Origin of the sequence: Lelliottia nimipressuralis (genome assembly GCF_004115925.1) — a bacterium.
Lineage (GTDB): Bacteria > Pseudomonadota > Gammaproteobacteria > Enterobacterales > Enterobacteriaceae > Enterobacter > Enterobacter nimipressuralis.
In genome coordinates this window covers 37,337-53,214 of record NZ_SDDX01000001.1, presented here as the reverse complement: position 1 = coordinate 53,214, position 15,878 = coordinate 37,337, and the positions used below count along the sequence as shown (strand labels likewise).

At 56.2% G+C, this 15,878-nt stretch carries 17 protein-coding genes; 9 read left to right on the top strand and 8 right to left on the bottom strand.

Annotated features, from left to right (window positions below; all coding sequences use genetic code 11):
* The first annotated feature begins 55 nt into the window (after positions 1-55).
* The gene (locus ETG88_RS00230; protein ID WP_095281388.1) at positions 56-325 is read left to right on the top strand and encodes a GrxA family glutaredoxin; all 270 of its coding nucleotides are present in this window, start codon (positions 56-58) and stop codon (positions 323-325) included.
* A 29-nt stretch (positions 326-354) separates the two neighbouring features.
* Here the strand turns inward: ETG88_RS00230 and ETG88_RS00225 are convergent, their stop codons facing one another.
* The gene (locus tag ETG88_RS00225) at positions 355-726 is read right to left on the bottom strand and encodes an inner membrane protein YbjM (protein WP_129034309.1); all 372 of its coding nucleotides are present in this window, start codon (positions 724-726) and stop codon (positions 355-357) included.
* A gap of 277 nt (positions 727-1,003) precedes the next feature.
* Between ETG88_RS00225 and ETG88_RS00220 the strand changes: the two genes are divergently transcribed.
* Together ETG88_RS00220 and ETG88_RS00215 are read left to right on the top strand one after the other, a co-directional pair.
* A complete protein-coding gene (locus ETG88_RS00220; protein ID WP_100777054.1) occupies positions 1,004-2,689 on the top strand; it encodes an aspartate:alanine antiporter in 1,686 nt (561 codons plus the stop codon).
* A 347-nt stretch (positions 2,690-3,036) separates the two neighbouring features.
* Positions 3,037-3,834 (top strand): SDR family NAD(P)-dependent oxidoreductase, encoded by a 798-nt coding sequence (locus ETG88_RS00215; protein ID WP_129034308.1) that lies wholly within the window; start codon positions 3,037-3,039, stop codon positions 3,832-3,834.
* Positions 3,835-3,836: 2 nt separating this feature from the next.
* Here the strand turns inward: ETG88_RS00215 and ETG88_RS00210 are convergent, their stop codons facing one another.
* Entirely contained in the window at positions 3,837-4,379 is a 543-nt protein-coding gene (locus ETG88_RS00210) for a TetR/AcrR family transcriptional regulator (RefSeq protein ID WP_129034307.1), read from the bottom strand.
* Between the two features lie 80 nt (positions 4,380-4,459).
* Here ETG88_RS00210 and ETG88_RS00205 point away from each other — a divergent pair, with 80 nt between their 5' ends.
* Both ETG88_RS00205 and ETG88_RS00200 read left to right on the top strand, forming a co-directional pair.
* On the top strand, positions 4,460-5,674 hold the full coding sequence (locus ETG88_RS00205) for an MFS transporter (protein ID WP_107703959.1): 1,215 nt from the start codon (positions 4,460-4,462) through the stop codon (positions 5,672-5,674).
* On the top strand, positions 5,664-6,476 hold the full coding sequence (locus tag ETG88_RS00200) for a Cof-type HAD-IIB family hydrolase (RefSeq protein ID WP_129034306.1): 813 nt from the start codon (positions 5,664-5,666) through the stop codon (positions 6,474-6,476). Before ETG88_RS00205 ends, ETG88_RS00200 begins: the two co-directional genes overlap by 11 nt.
* Positions 6,477-6,518: 42 nt before the next feature.
* Here the strand turns inward: ETG88_RS00200 and ETG88_RS00195 are convergent, their stop codons facing one another.
* Positions 6,519-7,748, bottom strand: coding sequence for an MFS transporter (locus ETG88_RS00195; protein ID WP_102105170.1), 1,230 nt, complete (start codon positions 7,746-7,748; stop codon positions 6,519-6,521).
* 167 nt (positions 7,749-7,915) lie between these two features.
* On the opposite strand from ETG88_RS00195, the gene ETG88_RS00190 reads away from it, so the two are divergent.
* From ETG88_RS00190 to deoR, 3 genes are all read left to right on the top strand, one after another.
* The gene (locus ETG88_RS00190; protein WP_129034305.1) at positions 7,916-8,644 is read left to right on the top strand and encodes a phosphatase PAP2 family protein; all 729 of its coding nucleotides are present in this window, start codon (positions 7,916-7,918) and stop codon (positions 8,642-8,644) included.
* A 6-nt stretch (positions 8,645-8,650) separates the two neighbouring features.
* Positions 8,651-9,259 carry an undecaprenyl-diphosphate phosphatase gene (gene ybjG / locus ETG88_RS00185; RefSeq protein WP_129034304.1) on the top strand — a complete coding sequence of 203 codons (609 nt, stop codon included), beginning with the start codon at positions 8,651-8,653 and terminating at the stop codon, positions 9,257-9,259.
* 67 nt (positions 9,260-9,326) lie between these two features.
* Positions 9,327-10,085, top strand: coding sequence for a DNA-binding transcriptional repressor DeoR (gene deoR / locus ETG88_RS00180; protein ID WP_102105172.1), 759 nt, complete (start codon positions 9,327-9,329; stop codon positions 10,083-10,085).
* Positions 10,086-10,202: 117 nt separating this feature from the next.
* On the opposite strand, the gene dacC is transcribed toward deoR, so the two are convergent.
* The gene (gene dacC, locus ETG88_RS00175; protein WP_100780743.1) at positions 10,203-11,408 is read right to left on the bottom strand and encodes a serine-type D-Ala-D-Ala carboxypeptidase; all 1,206 of its coding nucleotides are present in this window, start codon (positions 11,406-11,408) and stop codon (positions 10,203-10,205) included.
* A 258-nt stretch (positions 11,409-11,666) separates the two neighbouring features.
* On the opposite strand from dacC, the gene ETG88_RS00170 reads away from it, so the two are divergent.
* On the top strand, positions 11,667-12,293 hold the full coding sequence (locus ETG88_RS00170) for a glutathione S-transferase family protein (protein ID WP_102105173.1): 627 nt from the start codon (positions 11,667-11,669) through the stop codon (positions 12,291-12,293).
* On the opposite strand, the gene ETG88_RS00165 is transcribed toward ETG88_RS00170, so the two are convergent.
* The 4 genes from ETG88_RS00165 to gsiC all read right to left on the bottom strand — a co-directional run bounded on the left by ETG88_RS00165 (position 12,294) and on the right by gsiC (position 15,869).
* On the bottom strand, positions 12,294-13,412 hold the full coding sequence (locus tag ETG88_RS00165; protein ID WP_129034303.1) for a PQQ-dependent sugar dehydrogenase: 1,119 nt from the start codon (positions 13,410-13,412) through the stop codon (positions 12,294-12,296). It abuts the gene before it with no gap.
* Positions 13,413-13,520: 108 nt separating this feature from the next.
* Positions 13,521-13,904 carry a biofilm formation regulator BssR gene (gene bssR / locus ETG88_RS00160; protein WP_100777065.1) on the bottom strand — a complete coding sequence of 128 codons (384 nt, stop codon included), beginning with the start codon at positions 13,902-13,904 and terminating at the stop codon, positions 13,521-13,523.
* A gap of 131 nt (positions 13,905-14,035) precedes the next feature.
* Positions 14,036-14,947 (bottom strand): glutathione ABC transporter permease GsiD, encoded by a 912-nt coding sequence (gene gsiD / locus ETG88_RS00155; RefSeq protein WP_095281372.1) that lies wholly within the window; start codon positions 14,945-14,947, stop codon positions 14,036-14,038.
* A 1-nt stretch (position 14,948) separates the two neighbouring features.
* A complete protein-coding gene (gene gsiC, locus ETG88_RS00150) occupies positions 14,949-15,869 on the bottom strand; it encodes a glutathione ABC transporter permease GsiC (protein WP_100777066.1) in 921 nt (306 codons plus the stop codon).
* Positions 15,870-15,878 lie beyond the last annotated feature (9 nt).

Here is a 15,878-nt window from a genome sequence, read left to right as displayed (position 1 = left end):
TATCGGGCACACTAAGCGCCATTCGCCGTCGGGCTTACGTTTTGAGGAGAGAGATATGTTTGCAGTGATTTTTGGACGTCCGGGATGCCCTTACTGCGTCCGCGCTAAAGAACTGGCAGAAAAACTGACCGCCGAGCGCGATGATTTTAACTTCCGCTACGTGGATATCCACGCGGAAGGCATCAGCAAAGCCGATCTGGAAAAAACCGTGGGTAAACCTGTTGAAACTGTTCCGCAGATTTTCCTCGATCAGACGCACATTGGCGGCTTCACCGATTTCGAAGCCTACGCGAAAGAAAATCTGGGACTGTTTGCAGCCCAGTAACGCGATAACGCCCTCTCAGGAGGGCGTATTTATTTGTGTCGCCAGCGATGCACCAGGCTGCGTACAAACATAAAACAGAGCGCACCTAACGCACACCAGAAAATCCCGCTCAACAGCCACGCCAGCTCTTGCCATAACGAGCGCGGCGAGACAAAAACGATACGCATCACCACCAGACATAACGGTGCCGCGAGCATCGCGCCAATCAGCGGTTTGACCACTTCTCCCCCGCGCGAGAGAAAACTCGCCACCACGCCTGGCAAAATGAAAAAGAGTAAACCCAGTTCAGGATGACCTGATGCCCTGAATGCCCCCTTCACATGGAAGGCTAAAGAAAGGCATACGGCGATAAACAGTAGAAAACAGCAGACGACACCTGTCCAGTTCCGCTTGATGTTCAAAAATCCTCCTGACTCCATCACTATCGAATACACATTCGTCCAGAGGACGCCCAGTCAGATAATGCAATGTGGCATTCCTTGCCAAAGCTCATAGATTGTTACGCGATCTTTTCTGGCCCTGGATATCTAATACGATTAGACTATCGGCCAGTTATTGTTCTGTGGGATATATTCTGTATGGGCGAAAGGGAGAATCCCTTCACTCACATGGGATAAAACAGTAGCCTAAATCCCCCATCCTTTCAACAGCTTAACGGTAAAAAAGAAGTTAGCCTCCGTGAATATAAACGTCGCAGATTTGTTAAATGGGAATTACATCCTGTTATTATTTGTTGTACTGGCACTGGGACTGTGTCTGGGTAAATTACGCCTGGGTTCAGTTCAACTTGGTAATTCCATTGGCGTTTTAGTGGTCTCATTATTATTAGGCCAGCAGCATTTCAGCATTAACACGGATGCGCTTAATCTCGGTTTTATGCTGTTTATTTTTTGTGTTGGCGTGGAAGCAGGGCCGAACTTTTTTTCAATTTTTTTCCGCGACGGCAAAAATTATCTGATGCTGGCGCTGGTGATGGTCGGCAGCGCCCTGGTGATAGCGTTAGGGCTGGGTAAACTGTTTGGCTGGGATATCGGCCTAACCGCCGGGATGCTGGCCGGTTCGATGACTTCGACGCCCGTGTTGGTCGGTGCAGGTGATACGTTGCGCCACTCGGGTATGGAGAGCGGTCAGCTTTCGCTGGCGCTCGACCACCTGAGTCTTGGCTACGCCCTGACCTATCTGATTGGGCTGGTGAGCCTTATCGTCGCTGCGCGTTACCTGCCTAAACTGCAGCATCAGGATCTCCAGACCAGCGCCCAGCAGATTGCGCGCGAGCGCGGTCTGGACACCGATACCAAACGTAAAGTCTATCTGCCCGTCATTCGCGCCTATCGCGTCGGGCCGGAGCTGGTTGCCTGGGCCGACGGCAAAAACCTGCGCGAGCTGGGTATCTACCGCCAGACGGGCTGCTATATCGAACGTATTCGCCGCAACGGTATTCTGGCTAACCCGGACGGCGATGCAGTGCTGCAAATGGGGGATGATATCGCTCTGGTCGGCTACCCTGACGCGCACGCGCGCCTCGACCCGAGTTTCCGTAACGGTAAAGAGGTGTTCGACCGCGACCTGCTCGACATGCGTATCGTCACGGAAGAGATTGTGGTGAAAAACCATAACGCCGTCGGACGTCGTCTGGCACAGCTAAAGCTGACGGATCACGGCTGCTTCCTGAACCGGGTCATCCGCAGCCAGATTGAGATGCCCATCGACGATAACGTCGTGCTGAATAAAGGCGACGTTCTTCAGGTCAGTGGCGACGCGCGCCGCGTAAAAACCGTTGCCGACCGCATCGGCTTTATCTCCATTCACAGCCAGGTTACCGACCTGCTCGCCTTCTGCGCCTTCTTTATTGTCGGCCTGATGATTGGGATGATCACCTTCCAGTTCAGCAACTTTAGCTTCGGCGTGGGTAACGCTGCGGGTCTGTTGTTCGCCGGGATCATGCTCGGCTTCCTGCGAGCCAACCACCCGACCTTCGGCTATATCCCGCAGGGCGCGCTGAACATGGTGAAAGAGTTTGGCCTGATGGTCTTTATGGCGGGCGTGGGTTTGAGCGCAGGCAGCGGCATCGGACACAGTCTGGGTGCCGTCGGCTGGCAGATGCTGGTCGCCGGGTTGATCGTCAGCCTGCTGCCGGTGGTGATCTGCTTCCTGTTCGGCGCTTACGTGCTGCGCATGAACCGCGCAATGCTGTTTGGCGCCATGATGGGCGCGCGCACCTGTGCACCGGCGATGGAAATCATCAGCGACACCGCCCGCAGCAACATCCCGGCGCTGGGCTACGCAGGCACGTACGCCATCGCCAACGTCCTGCTGACGCTTGCCGGTACGCTGATTATCATTATCTGGCCCGCGCTCGGATAACTCTGAAGTTTGCGCATCCCCGAATTATTTTCGCGATGCGCAGAACTTTTTGTATATGAGGCAGTCATAACTATTGCCACTGCTTTTCTTTGATGTCCCCCATTTTGTGGAGCCCATCAACCCCGCCATTTTGGTTCAAGGTTGATGGGTTTTTTGTTGCCTGAAATTCATAGCCATTTCAAATCAGCTGCGTCCCCCTCCTTTCCTGCTCCGCAAATAACACCGTCGCACTAGCACCATTACCCCATGATATAAGCTGTAACCAGGTTCCTGTTTCCTCCACTTGCCCCTACTCCATTTGCACCCATACTTTGAATTCCCCCTGCCTCTTTAATTGAGAAAAGGCCATGCTGATGAAAACCAAAACCGTTGTCATTTTCGGTGCAAGCGGCGCGATAGGTAGCGAAACCGCGCGAGTACTGGCGCGAGAGGGAGCGCATGTTTTCCTCGTCGCCCGAAATCGGGAGAAGCTGGAGCGCGTGGCTAACGACATCCGTTCTGCCGGTGGAATCGCTGAATCACGTGTTATCGACGTCTTCGACGAACGTTCTGTTCTTGAGCAAACCGCAAAAATGGCTCAGCAGACCGGCGGCATTGATGTGGTCGTTAACGCAACAGGGTTTATGCACGATCAAGGTAAACGCCTCGCAGAGTTATCCCTGGCAGAGTTCAGGCAGGGATTTGATCCGTTTCTCACCGCCCTTTTCACTATATCAAAGGCCGTCGTCCCCTATATGGGTGGCGAGCGCGAGGGCGTGATAATCACCGTTGTCGCACCGGCAGGCCCGATGGCGATACCCGGTCATCTTGGGCATATCGTCGGCTGCGCGGGCATTGAGGCGTTCGTCAACGCGCTCGCCAGCGAACTGGGTCCGAAGAACATCCGCGTTACGGGCGTGCGCTCTCATGCCATCAGCGGCGCGGTTCAGGCGGGTTCTTACACAGGAGAGTTATTCGCGATAAAAGCGCAGTCGATGGGAGTGACGATCGAGCAATTTATGGAAGGTGCCGCGCAAAGCACAATGCTCAAGCGGCTGCCAACCCTGCCGCAGGTGGCCGGTGTGATTGCATTTTTGGCCTCTGAACATGCCCGTGCGATGACCGCGACGATGGTCAACGTGACGGCGGGTGCGACCCTCGGCTAATGCTAAAATCCTGCGATGCGCCTCACTATTGCTCTGATCTCTTCGCGTGACAGCGGCTCCCGGTCCGTCACAAAATGCAGGGTCATGCCCTCGATAAACGCATCGAGCGCACGCGTCGTCACCGGGTCAAACCACTGCTCAAGCGTGCTCTGGCTGGTTTGCATCCAGTCCTGCATCACTTTTTTTAGCGCCGGTTTACGGCTCATCAGCGCATACAGCTGGTACATCAGCTCCATATTGTGCGGCGTGGTCACTTCTGAGCTGTGGATCAGGGTGGTGATCGCCTCACAGGCCATTTCAGGGCCGGTAACACCGGCAAAAAAATCGCGGTATTGCAGCGACATTTGCTGGGTAAAGCCGGTGAACGCCTCTTCGAGCAGCGAGTCTATCCCGTCGAAATAATAGGTCATCGACCCCAGCGGCACGCCCGCGCAGCTGGCGATTTTACGGTGCGTCACGGCATTGATGCCATGCTCTGCAATGGACTCCAGGGTGGCCTGAAGGATCCGCTCCCGACGCTGCGGATCGTTTGGTCGTCTGCTCATCTTTTCCCCTTTCGGTTTGTGTACAAATGTACACAAACTTGCTAGTGTTGTCGCTATTGTTGTACTTCTGGTGCTCCTCAATGACGTTGATCTCTCCCCGTAAAGCCCTGCAGCGCCGCCTGTGGGCACTGTTTATGTTCTTTTTCATCCCCGGATTGCTGATGGCGTCCTGGGCGACGCGCACCCCCGCGATCCGCGATATTCTGTCGGTCTCGACGGCAGAGATGGGCATCGTGCTGTTTGGTCTGTCGATCGGTTCGATGAGCGGTATTCTCTGCTCGGCATGGCTGGTGAAGCGCTTTGGTACGCGTAAAGTGATTCGCACCACCATGTGCAGCGCCGTGGTCGGCATGCTGATCCTCAGCGCCGCCCTGTGGTTTGCATCGCCGGTAATGTTTGCCTTTGGTCTGATGGTCTTTGGTGGCAGCTTTGGCGCAGCAGAAGTGGCGATTAACGTCGAAGGCGCCGCCGTCGAGCGCGAGCTGAATAAAACCGTTCTGCCGATGATGCACGGCTTCTACAGCCTCGGCACGCTGGCCGGTGCCGGTGTGGGCATGGCGTTGACCGCTTTTGGTACCGCCGCGAGCCTGCACATTTTACTGGCGGCGCTGATCTGTATTGTGCCGATTTTGACCGGTATTACTTTCATTCCTGACGGCACGGGCAAAAACAGCGCGGAAGAGCAAAAGTCGACCGAGAAAGGGTTACCTTTTTATCGCGATATGCAGCTGATGCTGATTGGCGTAGTGGTGCTGGCGATGGCGTTTGCCGAAGGCTCCGCGAACGACTGGCTGCCGCTGCTGATGGTCGATGGCCACGGTTTTAGCCCTACCTCAGGTTCACTGATCTACGCCGGATTTACCCTCGGGATGACCGTCGGGCGCTTTACGGGCGGCTGGTTTATCGATCGTTACAGCCGCGTGGCCGTGGTGCGCGCCAGCGCGATGATGGGCGCGCTCGGTATCGCGCTGATTATTTTTGTCGACGTGGACTGGATCGCCGGTGTCTCGGTCATTCTGTGGGGCGCCGGTGCGTCACTCGGATTCCCGCTCACCATTTCGGCGGCCAGCGATACCGGCCCGGACGCCCCGACGCGCGTCAGCGTGGTTGCCACCACCGGCTATCTCGCCTTCCTGGTCGGCCCGCCGCTGCTCGGGTTCCTCGGCGAACATTACGGGTTACGCAGCGCCATGCTGGTGGTGTTAGCCCTGGTCATTGTCGCCGCGCTGGTCGCAAAAGCCGTGGCAAAACCTACAACACAAGATTCAGCAATGGAGAAGGGATATGAGCGTTAAGTTAATCGCCGTCGACATGGATGGAACCTTCCTGAGCGACGCCAAAACCTATAACCGCGAGCGCTTTCTGGCGCAGTATGCGCGCATGAAAGCACAAGATATTCGCTTTGTGGTTGCCAGCGGGAATCAGTATTACCAGCTCATCTCCTTTTTCCCGGAGATTGCCGATGAGATCGCTTTTGTCGCCGAAAACGGCGGCTGGGTGGTGAACGCTCGCGAAGATGTGTTTAACGGTGAACTCACCAAAAGCCAGTTCGACACGGTGGCGCGTTTCCTCTGCTCTCTGCCGGAAGTGGAAGTGATCGCCTGCGGTAAGAGCAGCGCCTATACCCTGAAATCTTATGATGACAGCCTCAAAGAGATGGCGGCGAAGTATTACCATCGTCTGGAAATGGTTGATAACTTTGACCATCTTGACGACATCTTCTTTAAGTTTGGATTGAATCTGCCGGACAGCGAAATCCCGCGCGTGCAGGCGCTGATCCATCAGGAACTGAGCGACATTATGGTTCCGGTGACCACCGGCCATGGCAATATCGATCTGATAATTCCGGGCGTGCACAAGGCGAACGGACTGCGTATTTTGCAGCAGCACTGGGGTATCGACGATAGCGAAGTGGTGGCGTTTGGCGACAGCGGGAATGACGTTGAGATGCTGCGTCAGGCGGGCTTTAGCTTTGCGATGGCAAACGCCAAACCGCATATCAAAGCCGAGGCGCGTTTCGAGGCGCCGCACAATAACGACGAAGGCGTGCTGGACGTGATCGAAAAAGCGTTGAACGGGGAAGCGCCGTTTAACTAGCGCGCGAATTGCCCGGTAAGCGTAACGCCACCGGGCAACAACTTACTGTAACGCGCTGCCGACGCGTTTATCTTTCAGGAACATCACCATCAGCCCCAGCCACAGCACGCCATTGGCGAGGTTAAACAGGCTGAACAGCCCGTTACCGCCAAAGCTGTAGGCGTGTTTACTGACTTCAATGCCCACGGTAAAGATCAGCATCTGCAGCATCCCCATTGCGGCGGATACGGTGCCTTTACTCATCTCGCTGGCAAACAGCGTCAGGCGCACCAGCCCGGCATTCGCCAGACCAATCCCAAAGGCATAAATACTCAGCCCGGCCGTCATCCACAGATAGGCGTGGGAAGAGGCGACGGTCGCCACCGCTGCAACCACCAGCCCGGCCACAATCGGCCAGCCGCCCATAATGATCAGCGAGCGCACGCTGCGACGGGAAGTGAGGCGTGCCAGCACCAGGTTACCGATAATCAGCGCGCCAAAAACAGGCACCTGCAGCAGACCGTATTCATAGCTGCTGAGCTTCTCGCCACTAATAATAATGACCGGTGACTGGGCAATCCACGCCAGCAGCGGCAGGCTGACAAAACCGGTGGCCAGCGCCCCCGCCACAAAGCGGCCATTCCTGAGCACCTCTTTGTAGTCGCGCCCCAGCTCTTTTAGGGACAGTTTTTCGCCCAGGCGGGTGGCGGTCTCTGGCATTGCGCGGTGCAAGCCGAAGAACGAAATCGCCGCCAATGCCGCGAACAGCACAAACATCCCTTCCCACGGCGCAACGTGCACCCACGCCGCGCCCACCAGCGGGCCGAGCAGCGGCGCAATCAGCGCCACGTTCGCCATCAGGGCGGTGATTTTGATACACACCGCCTCCTCGAAAGACTCTTGAATAGCGGCATACCCTACGGCGCCGATAAAGCACAGGCTCACCCCCTGCAAGAATCGCAGCAGCGTGAATTGTTCAATCGTTTGTGCCAGCAGAATGGCGAGGCAGGTGACGATAAACCACACCACGCCGGTCAGCATCACCGGGCGACGGCCAATGCGATCCGACAGCGGCCCCAGCAGCCACTGTAAAAACATGCCGCCAGCCAGATAGGCGGTCATGGATGTCGGTACCCACTCGATCCCGGCGTTGTACTGCTCCACCACGGCCAGCATACCCGGCTGGATCATATCGTTGCCGATATAGGTGGAGAATTCGTAAAGCACCAGACACAGAGGGAAAAGTAACGCCTGACGACCCAGACGGTTACCGGAAGAAGAACGGTTTAACATGCAGTCTCTTTTTGATGAAAAAATCGCGATGAGTTTAATGAAATGACCGGTCGCGAGATAGTGAATTATCGAAGATAAACAGAAATAAAGCACATATCGTCGTCGTTTAAGGTTTCCTTAAGTTGACACCTTTATGATGGGCCTATTTCCCGTCAACGAACGTCATTATGGCTCAACATACTGCCCCTTCGGATTTATCTAAGTCACCGACAACTAAGATAAAACCCCTTTACCGTTTACCGGTGCGCTTTTATGGTTATCAGCTTTTCGCGCTACTGCTGATGGCGGTGCTGTTTACCTGTCTTTCGCGCGATGAGACGCTCGACCGCTGGATCACGGGTTTCTGGTATGACGCCGCCAGCCACCATTTCCCGCTGCAGCAAAACGCGCTGCTGGATCTGCTGAACCATCGACTGGCGAAGTACGTTGCGATTGCGACGGCGGCCGTGGCGCTGATTTATGGCGCCTTTCGTCGCAACATGCCGCTGGTCACCGGAGCGCTGCTGATGGGCCTTGGCACCCTGGTGGTCGGTGTGCTGAAAAGTACCAGCCATCACAGCTGTCCGTGGGATCTGCTGGAGTACGGCGGCAAAGCGGTTTCGTATCCGCTGTTTAGCAGTACGCCTGATGGCAGCGGCCCCGGTCGTTGCTTCCCTGGCGGGCACGCATCGAGCGGCTTTATGGTAATGGGGCTGTTTTTCGCCTTCTGGCGCGAGCGCCCTCGTCTGGCGTGGTGTTTCGTGGCGCTGGGTGCGGTGGCGGGCCTGACGATGGGCTTCGGCCAGGTCATGCGCGGCGCCCATTTCTTCTCTCACAACCTGTGGGCAGGTTGGTGGGTTTGGTTTTCTCAGGTCGTGGCTTACGGCCTTGTTTCTGCCTGGTTTGCAAAAGAGTGAGTTGGAATGCTAGAGAATCTCAATTACGGACTGTTTTATCTGATTAATGCCACCCCGGCGTCACCGGAGTGGATGATTATGTTTGCCAAATTTGTGGCAAAGGATCTGATTAACATCGTGCCCTTGCTGATCGCGATACTCTGGCTGTGGGGGCCACGCAAGCAGGTCAGCGCGCAGCGTCAGCTGGTGATAAAGGTGGCGATGGCGCTGGCGGTTAGCATGACCGCCTCCTGGACGCTGGGGCATCTGTTCCCGCACGACCGTCCATTTGTCGATCATATCGGTTCAAACTTCCTGCACCATGCGGCTGACGACTCCTTCCCGAGCGATCACGGTACCGTGATTTTCACCTTCGCACTGGCCTTTTTGTTCTGGCACCGCGTCTGGTCGGGCGTGGTTCTGATGGCGATCGCACTCGGCATTGCCTGGTCGCGCGTTTATCTCGGCGTCCACTGGCCGCTGGATATGCTGGGCGGACTGCTGGTCGGAATGATGGGCTGCCTGAGCGCACAAATCCTGTGGAATATCATGGGACAGCAGATTTATCGCGGGCTGCAGCGCGTCTACCGTATCTGCTTTGCTCTCCCGATCCGCAAAGGCTGGATACGTGACTAATCCCGGTCCGACAGGTTACACTTGAACCCCCACATTGTGGGGGTTCACCTTTTCGCCCCGAGGATCTATGGAAACACGACGCGACGACCGCATCTCCCAGCTGCTGCAAGCCCTGAAGCGCAGCGATAAGCTGCATCTCAAAGAAGCTGCTACTCTGCTCGGCGTTTCCGAGATGACCATCCGTCGCGACCTGAACAGCGAGAGTGCCCCCGTGGTGCTGCTCGGCGGCTATATCGTACTGGAGCCACGCAGCGGCAGCCACTATCTGCTGAGCGATCAGAAAACCCGCCTGGTTGAGGAAAAACGCAAAGCCGCACGGCTGGCCGCCTCCCTCGTGCAACCGCATCAGACTCTGTTTTTCGACTGCGGCACCACCACACCCTGGATTATCGAAGCCATCGATAACGCGCTGCCGTTCACGGCGGTGTGCTACTCCCTAAATACCTTTCTGGCTCTCCAGGAGAAACCTGAGTGTCGGGTGATCCTCTGCGGCGGTGAGTTTCACGCCAGCAACGCCATTTTCAAGCCGTTGAATCTTCAGGACACCCTGAGCAATCTCTGTCCGGATATCGCCTTTTACTCAGCGGCAGGCGTGAGCGTGCGCCAGGGCGCAACCTGTTTTAACCTCGAAGAGTTAACGGTGAAGCATTGGGCGATGAACGCCGCGCAGTATCATGTGCTGGTGGTGGATCACAGCAAATTTGGCAAAGTGCGTTCAGCAAGAATGGGCGATCTGGCACGCTTTGATGCGATTGTCAGCGACTGCCGCCCTGATGACGAGCTGGTCGCGCACGCCAAAGCGCAGCAGATTAAATTGATGTACTGAGTGGAGGTTTTGCCGGGCTTGGCCGCCAGCGCGGTCTGATGCTCTCACCCTATCCCTCCCCCGTCGGGGGACGAGGCAAACACTCAAAACGATAACCTTGCGGTTATCGTTTTGCTTTTATGAGAACCAGCTACCAAACCACGAGTGGAATTTCATCATCACGAAGTCCCACATCCGGCTGAAGAATCCACCCTCTTCCACCGCTTCCATCACGATCAGCGGACGCTGCTCAATAGATTTGCCGTTAAGCTGGAAATCGATCGTGCCGACCACCTGGCCCTTTTTCAGCGGCGCGGTCAGCTGTGGATCGGTCAGGGTGTAGCTCGCTTTCAGATTTTTCAACTGACCACGCGGGATCGTCACAGAACCCGCTTCACCCGCGCCCAGATTCACTTCACTCTTATCGCCGAACCAGACGCGCTGGCTGATAAAGGTCGCGTCAGGTTTAATTGGCGTCACCGTTTCGAAGAAGCGGAAGCCCCAGGTCAGCAGTTTTTCGGATTCATTAAAGCGGATGCGGTCGGTTTTGGTGCCAAGCACCACGGAGATCAAACGCATATCGCCCTGGGTCGCAGAGGCCACCAGGTTATAGCCTGCGCCTGCGGTGGTGCCGGTTTTCATGCCGTCTACATTCACGTTGCTGCTCCACAGCAGACGGTTGCGGTTCGGCTGGCGGATCTTGTTGAACGTAAACTCTTTCTCTTTATGGATGGCGTACTCATCCGGCACGTCGTGGATCAGCGCTTTGCCCAGCAGCGCCATATCGCGGGCGGTACTGAACTGCCCCGGCGCGTCCAGGCCGTGGACCGTTTTGAAGGTGGTTTTGGTCAGGCCGAGTTTTTGCGCGTAACCATTCATCAGGCCGATAAAGGAGTCCTGGCTGCCCGCGACGTAATCCGCCAGCGCGATACAAGCGTCGTTCCCCGACTGAATAATCACCCCTTTATTCAGATCCGACACGGAAACCTGGTCACCCGGTTTCAGAAACATCACGGACGAGCCGCGCAGGGCCGGGTTGCCGGTGGCCCAGGCGTCTTTGCCAATGGTCACCATGTCGTCGAGCTTAATTTTGTTCGCTTTGAGCGCCTGCCCCACCACGTAGCTGGTCATGATTTTGGTCAGACTCGCCGGATCGAGCTGTTCGTCCGCGTTGCCTTCCGCCAGCACTTTACCGCTAGCGTAGTCCATCAGGATCCACGCGCGCGCGTCGACCGGAGGCGCTTCTGGTGCTGCCGTTTCAGCCGCAAAAAGTGTGGGGGAAAACAGGAAAAGCAGTGCGGAGCCTGCCGCCAGGCTGCGCAGAGAAGAAGTTGTATGCGTCATAAATGCCACCCGAGTGTCCTTTCTAAAAAATCACGTCACATCACCGTGTCGCAAGAAGCGATGAGTAATAACGTACTAATGAGTCTAAAGAAACCTAAACCAGGTAAAGTTTTTAAAGTTTACGCAATAACGGGCCGGGGTGCTGTCCCGGATGCGATTTTTTTGTCTTCTGTTGCGTAAATGTTAGGTTTATCTCACCATGTGCAATCGCAGGCTTTGATTCACCACTCAGGTTATTTCACTCATTCAGGAGTCAATATGATTACGCTGTGGGGCAGGAACAATTCAACCAACGTCAAGAAAGTGCTCTGGACGCTGGAAGAGCTGGATTTACCGTTTAACCAGATCATGGCCGGTTTGCAGTTTGGCGTGAATAACGATGCCGAGTATCTGGCGATGAACCCCAACGGACTGGTGCCGCTGCTGCGCGACGATGAAACCGACTTAACCCTGTGGGAATCGAACGCCATTGTGCGCTATCTGGCAGCGCAGTACGGGCAAAACCGCCTGTGGGTGGACAATCCTGCCCGCCGTGCCGAGGGTGAAAAATGGATGGATTGGGCAAACCAGACGCTCTCCCCCGCGCACCGCCCGATCCTGATGGGCCTGGTCAGAACCCCGGAAGCCGAGCGTGATTATGCGGCGATCGACGCCGGAAAAGCGGCGTGCGAAAAACTGTTTGCCCTGCTGGATGACGCACTCGCGAACCAGCCATATCTCTCAGGCTCCGCGTTTGGCGTGGGCGATATCGCGGTCGCGCCGTTTATCTGGAACCTGACCAACATCGGTCTGGAGTGGGGATCGTATCCAAACCTGGAGCGCTGGTTCGCACAACTCAAAACGCGCCCAGCCTTCCAAAAAGCGATCATGATCCCCGTGAGCTAATCACGCCCCGGACGGGCTGACTTTCAACAGTTGCCCGTCTGATTCATCCGTTAATACATACAGATAGCCATCCGGCCCCACCCGCACATCGCGGATGCGGTTGCCTTTATCTCCCAGAATCCGCCCGTCTTCCGTCACCTTATTGCCGTCCACGCTCAGGACAATCACGTCTTTCTCTTTCAGCGCACCCATGAACAGTTTGTTTTTCCACTGCGGGAAGACGTCGCTGTTGTAGAACGCCATGCCGCTCACCGCGGGCGATACTTTCCAGACAAACAGCGGCGGCTCTGTGCCTTCGACGTGCTCGCCTTTGGCTTCCGGAATTTTCAGGCCGCTGTAGTTAATCCCGTGCGTCGCCAGCGGCCAGCCGTAGTTTTTGCCTTTTTCAGGGATGTTGATCTCATCACCGCCACGCGGGCCGTGCTCGTTCAGCCACAGCGCGTCGGTCCAGGGGTTCATCGCCATCCCCTGCGGATTGCGGATGCCGTATGACCAGATTTCCGGGCGTGCGCCTGCTTTATCGACGAACGGATTATCTGCGGGCACTTTGCCCTGATCCGTCAGGCGTACCACTTTCCCTTGCAGCTTATCCAGATCCTGCGCCGTCGGACGTTGATTGTTTTCACCCAGGCCGATAAACAGATAGCCTTTTCCGTCGAACACCAGTCGCCCGCCGAAGTGATTTCCCGTCGACAGTTTTGGCATCTGGCGGAACACCACCTGGAAAGCCTCGACGCGCGAGAGATCCTCGCTCAGGCGGCCATATCCTACTGCCGTGCCCGCTTTACCATCGTTGCCGGCTTCGGCGTAGCTGAGCCAGATGCGGCGCGACTGTTCAAAATCCGGAGCCAGCACCACGTCCAACAGACCGCCCTGCCCGCTATCCCACACTTTCGGTATCCCGACGATCGGATCTGACAGCCCTTTTCCCGCCTGCCAGTGCTTGAGCTGCCCACCCCTGAGGGTGATCAGCATGCCCTGATTATCTGGCAAAAAGGCCAGCGACCACGGGTGATCGAGTTTAGTTTGCAGCACATCGACTTTAACTGCGCCGGGTGCCGCCATTACGTAAGCGGAGAGAAAGAAGAGAGACAGAGGAATCAGCGAAGATCGGCGCATTACGCACTCCTTTTTTCGACGTTTGGCATAAAGAGTAGCCAGGCCGACCGGGCGCGTGAGCACTTTTACAAAAGCTTAATCAGAAGGGGGAGTCGCCTCCCCCGGAGTTTAGTGCTGATGGAGCGCGGCGTGCTCTTTCAGGCACATAATGCAGAGAGTCAGTGTCGTCAGGGAGTGTTCCAGTTTCTCCGCGCTGACGGCGACAAACGTTGGACAATCATGGTGTCCGGTCATCAGGCATACGGCAGCTTTTGACAACGCGTCAGCCGCGCGTTGCAGGACAAGCTGTTCATCAGCGTCGTAATAATCCCGCAGGATCGGCGCTTTTTCACGCATGTAGTCACACAGTTCAAAACAATTATCACGCAGATGGTCGCTTTCGCTGACTGACATATACCCTTTTGCCATCCTTAACTGCAGGTATGCCGCAAGGTCAATCCGGGCATTGATCAGCTTGTTCAGTAGATCGCGTTTCAGTCTGTCAACGGACATGCTATTTCCTCCCTTGTCAGCCATTGTGCACGATCAGAATAAGCTCATTTTTTGACCAGATTAATGCGTCAGGTCAATAAATCGTAACTGATTAACATTCTTTACAATGTTACAACGTCCAGCCCCCAGCCCTACCCTTTAATCTTCGGGTCCAGCGCGTCGCGCAGGCCGTCACCTAACAGGTTAAAGGCCAGTACGGTAAAGAAGATCGCGAGGCTTGGGAATATCGCCACGTGAGGCGCAATCACCATGTCAGCCCGCGCTTCATTGAGCATCGCGCCCCACTCCGGCGTCGGCGGCTGTGCGCCTAATCCCAGGAATGAGAGGCTCGCCGCTGAGATAATCGACACGCCGATACGCATGGTGAAATAGACCACAATGGACGAGACCGTGCCGGGCAGGATGTGGTTAAACAGGATGGTTGCATCGCTGGCGCCAATACTGCGCGCCGACTCGATAAACGTCTGTTGCTTCAGCACCAGCGTATTTCCGCGCACCAGACGGGCAAACGCCGGAATGGAAAAGACCGCCACGGCGATGATCACGTTAGCCATCCCGCTGCCCATTATTGCGACGACGGCGATCGCCAGCAAAATGCCGGGAAAGGCAAAAAGCACATCGCAGATACGCATGATGATGCGGTCCCACCAGCCTTCGTAGAACCCCGCCAGCAGGCCCAGCACCGTACCGATGGCAGCGCCAATCAGCACCGCGAAAACGCCCGCCGCGAGTGAGATTTGTGCGCCGACCAGCACGCGGCTAAAGATATCGCGCCCGAGAGAGTCCACGCCAAACCAGTGCATCATTGACGGGCCATCGTTCAGTCGATCGTAATCGAAGTAGTTTTCGGCATCGAACGGCGTGATCCAGGGTGCCAGTATCGCCACTACGATCAGCAGCAGCACAAACAGTCCGGCGGTCATTGCCACCGGCTGACGACGAAATCGCCGCCAGAACTCCAGCCACGGCGTGCGGATATGGTCCGGTTTTAACCCCGGCATAGCCTTTAAAATGGCCTGACGACGCCAGTTAAACAATCGCATGTTACTTGTACCTGATAGCCGGGTTAATGGCGGCGTAGAGCACATCCACCACTAAGTTGATAAGAATAAATTCCAGTGAAAATAGCAGCACCTCTGCCTGAATCACCGGATAGTCGCGCATGTCGACGGAATCGACCAGCAAACGACCCAGCCCCGGCCAGTTAAAGACCTTCTCCACCACAATCGAACCGCCAAGCAGGAAGCCAAACTGCAGGCCCATCATCGTGACAACCGGAATCATCGAATTGCGCAGGCCATGCTTGAGGATCACCCACTTTTCGCTCACACCTTTGGCGCGCGCGGTGCGCATATAGTCTTCACTCAGCACATCGACGAACGAGGCGCGCGTAAATCGCGCCATCACGGCGGCCACCGCTGCGCCTAAAGTGAGCGACGGCAGAATGTAGTGCTTCCACGTATCCGCCCCCACCGTCGGCAGCCAGCCCAGTTCGACAGAGAAGATCTGCATCAGCAGCATCCCCAGCGCAAACGCCGGGAAAGAGATCCCGGTGACGGCCAGTGCCATGCCGAGCTTATCCGGCCAGCGGTTGCGCCAGACGGCGGCAATAATCCCCGCGGCAAGACCAAAAATCATCGCCCAGATCATACTGGCAAGAGTGAGCCAGAACGTCGGCATAAAGCGGCTGGCAATCTCCTCAGAAACCGGACGTCGCGACACCATCGAGATGCCGAAATCGCCCTGCAACACGTTGGTGATGTAGTGCCAGAACTGCACATACAGCGGCCGATCAAGACCCAGCTGCTGGCGCACCATGTCGATCACCGTCGCATCCGCCTCCGGCCCGGCGATGAGTCGCGCCGGATCGCCGGGCAGCATATGGACGAACAGAAACACCAGCACCGCCACAATCAGCAGCGTTGGGATCAGCCCCAGCAGGCGTTTAAAAACGTAATTCAGCATGCCTTTCCC